Source organism: Streptomyces sp. NPDC059649 (assembly GCF_042734445.1).
In the GTDB taxonomy this organism is placed as follows: Bacteria; Actinomycetota; Actinomycetes; order Streptomycetales; family Streptomycetaceae; genus Streptomyces.
Genome location: NZ_JBHWDV010000117.1, coordinates 1 through 3,313, shown reverse-complemented (window position 1 = coordinate 3,313; position 3,313 = coordinate 1). Strand labels below are relative to the sequence as shown.

The following is a 3,313-nucleotide window of genomic DNA, read 5'->3' as shown; positions in this document are numbered from 1 at the left end:
TCCACACAACCGGCCCCGGAGGACCGTCACCGCACCCACCACAACCCAGCCCGCCGCTGGGGGTACCTCCCACGCCCTTTAGGCAGTGGGGGAGCAACGGCGAGAAACCACCACGGCGCCGCAGACAAAAACGTGGGAGGCGCCGCAAAGCGCAGCGGAACGGCGAGAAACCACCGCGGCGCCGCAAACAGGCACGTGGGAAGAAGAAGGCTACGCCTCAAGCGTCACCGTGAAGGAGAAACGGTCCCCCCGGTAGTGGATGCGGGCGACGTCGACCGGGTGGCCGTCGGCGTCGTAGGTGACGCCCGTGTAGTCGAGGATCGGGCTGAGGAGCGGGACCTCGAGGAGGCGGGCGGTTTCCGGGTCGGCGAGGCGGGCCTCGACCGTGTCGGTGATCCGGCTGATCCGGACGCCCACCGCATCCCGCAGCACCTTGGTCATCGGCCAGCGCAGCAGATCCGCCGGGTCGATCCGCTCCGCGACGTCGGGGCGTACATAGTTGCGCGCGTGGTTGGTCGGCTCGCCCGTCTTCTCGTCGCTGCGCAGCCGGCGGAACCCGGCCACCTCCGTCAACTCGGGGAAGTACTCGGCCAGTTCGGCGGGGACCGCGACCGGGCCGTGGTCCAGCAGCTCGGTGGCCATCCCGGACTGCTGGGCCACGATCGCGTCCACCGAACCGAGCAGCCGCACCGGCGCACCGCGCCGCGCACCCGGCTCGATGAACGTGCCGCGACGCCGGTGCCGGCTGATCAGCCCCTCCGCCTCCAGCTCCTTGAGCGCCTGCCGCATGGTCAGCACGCTCACGCCGTAGTGCGCCGCGAGCGCGTCCTCGGTGGGCAGCCGCAGCGGGGCGTCCGGGGAGCGGCCCAGTATGGAGGCACGCAACGACTGCGAGACCTGGTACCACAACGGCAGCTTGCGGTTCAGGGCGAGCGAGTCGGGAGCGAAGGTGGTCACGAGCGGTCCCCGGGTGTCACGGGCGGAAGTGGCGCTGGAGACCCTGCCATACGTCGTCGTAGCCGCGCTGCAGATGGCCGGCGTCCCGGGCCTGGGCGGTGAGCGTCAGCGGCCAGCGGGTCTCGAACATGAACGCCAGCCCGTCGTCGATCTTCTGCGGGACCAGTTCGGCGGCGCTCGCCCTGTCGAACGTCTCCCGGTCGGGCCCGTGCGCCGACATCATGTTGTGCAGCGAGCCGCCGCCCGGGACGAAACCCCCTTCTCCGGCGGCCTTGGCGTCGTAGGCGCCCTCGATCAGACCCATGTACTCGGTCATCACATTGCGGTGGAAATAGGGCGGCCGGAAGGTGTTCTCGCCGACCAGCCAGCGCGGCGCGAAGACCACGAAGTCCACGCCGGCCAGCCCCGGGGTGTCGGACGGGGAGGTCAGCACCGTGAAGATCGACGGGTCCGGGTGGTCGTAGCTGATCGACCCGATGACGTTGAAGCACCGCAGGTCGTAGACGTACGGGACGTGGTTGCCGTGCCAGGCGACGACGTCCAGCGGCGAGTGGTCGTAGGTGGCGGTCCAGAGGTTGCCGCAGAACTTGTTGACGACCTCGACCGGGCCCTCGACGTCCTCGTACGCGGCGACCGGAGCCCGGAAGTCCCGGGGGTTCGCCAGGCCGTTGGCGCCGATCGGGCCGAGGTCGGGGAGCCGGAAGGGCTGCCCGTAGTTCTCGCAGACGTAGCCCCGGGCGGTGGCGTCCAGCAGCTCGACGCGGAACCGCACCCCGCGCGGGATCAGCGCGACCTCACCCGGTACGGCGCGCAGCAGCCCGAGCTCGGTGCGCAGCAGCAGCCCGCCCTGCTCGGGGACGATCAGCAGCTCGCCGTCCGCGTCGCTGAACACCCGCCGTTCCATGTCGGCGTTGGCGTGGTAGAGGTGCACGGCCATGCCGCTGCGCTGCGCCGCGTCGCCGTTGCCGCCCAGCGTCCACAGCCCGTCGAGGAAGTCCGTCGGGCCTTCGGGGGCGGGCAGCGGGTTCCAGCGCAGCCGGTTGGGGTCCGGCACGCACTCGGTGAACGGCGCCGAGCGCACCGTGCGCTGCTCGGCGCGGACGAACGGCGGGTGCGCGGCCGACGGGCGGATGCGGTACAGCCAGGAGCGGTGGTTGGTCCCCCGGGGTTCGGTGAACGCCGAGCCGCTGAGCTGCTCGGCGTACAGCCCGAGCGGGGCCCGCTGGGGTGCGTTGCGGCCCATCGGAAGCGCGCCCGGGACGGCCTCCGAGCTGTGCTCGTTGCCGAAGCCGGTGGCGTACACCAGTCCTTCGGCCGTCTTCCTCGCCTGCTCGTTGGCCGTGCCTGTCATCGCGCGCTCCCGCCGCTCAAGGAATCCTATGGAAGACCTTAGGATTGCGCGGGAGGGTCGTCAACGGACACTCCCGTCCGGAAGGACGGGCAGGATGGACGGGTGCAGCAGCCGACCCCGCGCCCCGACCTGCCTCCCCGCTCCCTGCGCCGCGCCCCCGTGCAGCGGCGCAGCGCCCAGCGTCTGGCCCGCATCCTCGACGCGTGTGCCGAACTCCTCGACGAAACCGGTTACGAGGAACTGAGCACCCGGGCCGTGGCCGTCCGGGCCGGCGTTCCGATCGGCTCGGTCTACCGCTTCTTCCCCAACAAGCGCGCGATGGCCGAGGCGCTCGCCCATCGCAACCTCGACGCCTACGCGGACCGGATCACCGCCCGGCTGACCGCGCCGGAGGGCCAGCGGCTGGAGTGGCGCCGTGCGATGGACGTCGTGGTCGACGAGTACCTCGCGATGAAGCGGACGGTGCCGGGGTTCGCGCTGGTCGAGTTCACGGTGCCCGCCCCGCGGGAGTCCCGCCAGGCGAACTACGAGGTCGCCGACCGCCTCATGGTCCTCCTGGCGGGGCGCCTCGGCCTGGACCCCGCCGAGGCGCGGCTCCGCACGGCGTTCCTCGTCGGCGTCGAGACGGCCGACGCGCTGCTGCAACTGGCGTTCCGCGTCGACTCGGCCGGTGACCCGGCCATCGTCGAGGAGACGAAGTCGCTCCTTCGGGCTTATCTGTCCCGGTACCTGGACTAACGCGTTGCGGCGCGCCGTACGTACCTGTCTGTCCCGCCGCGGGGCGTCTCGCCGTTGCGCGCTTTGCGGCGCCCCCGCACGTATCTGTCCGTCCCGCCGCGGTTGTTGTTCGCCGTTGCTCCCCCACTGCCTAAAGGGCGTGGGAGGTACCCCCAGCGGCGGGCTGGGTGGTTGTTGGGTGCGGTGACGGTCCTCCGGGGCCGGTTGTGTGGACTGCTTCGCTTTACGTCCACACAACCGGCCCCTCCGGCCCGTCCCCTCCCGTTG

3 protein-coding genes are annotated in these 3,313 nt (G+C 71.4%); 1 reads left to right on the top strand and 2 read right to left on the bottom strand.

Annotated features, from left to right (window positions below):
* Positions 1-210: 210 nt before the first annotated feature.
* Together ACFV1J_RS40255 and hmgA are read right to left on the bottom strand one after the other, a co-directional pair.
* On the bottom strand, positions 211-957 hold the full coding sequence (locus ACFV1J_RS40255) for a GntR family transcriptional regulator (RefSeq protein ID WP_385866967.1): 747 nt from the start codon (positions 955-957) through the stop codon (positions 211-213).
* Between the two features lie 16 nt (positions 958-973).
* A complete protein-coding gene (gene hmgA / locus ACFV1J_RS40250) occupies positions 974-2,308 on the bottom strand; it encodes a homogentisate 1,2-dioxygenase (protein WP_385866965.1) in 1,335 nt (444 codons plus the stop codon).
* Positions 2,309-2,410: 102 nt separating this feature from the next.
* On the opposite strand from hmgA, the gene ACFV1J_RS40245 reads away from it, so the two are divergent.
* On the top strand, positions 2,411-3,046 hold the full coding sequence (locus ACFV1J_RS40245; RefSeq protein ID WP_385866962.1) for a TetR family transcriptional regulator: 636 nt from the start codon (positions 2,411-2,413) through the stop codon (positions 3,044-3,046).
* The last annotated feature ends 267 nt before the right edge of the window (positions 3,047-3,313 follow it).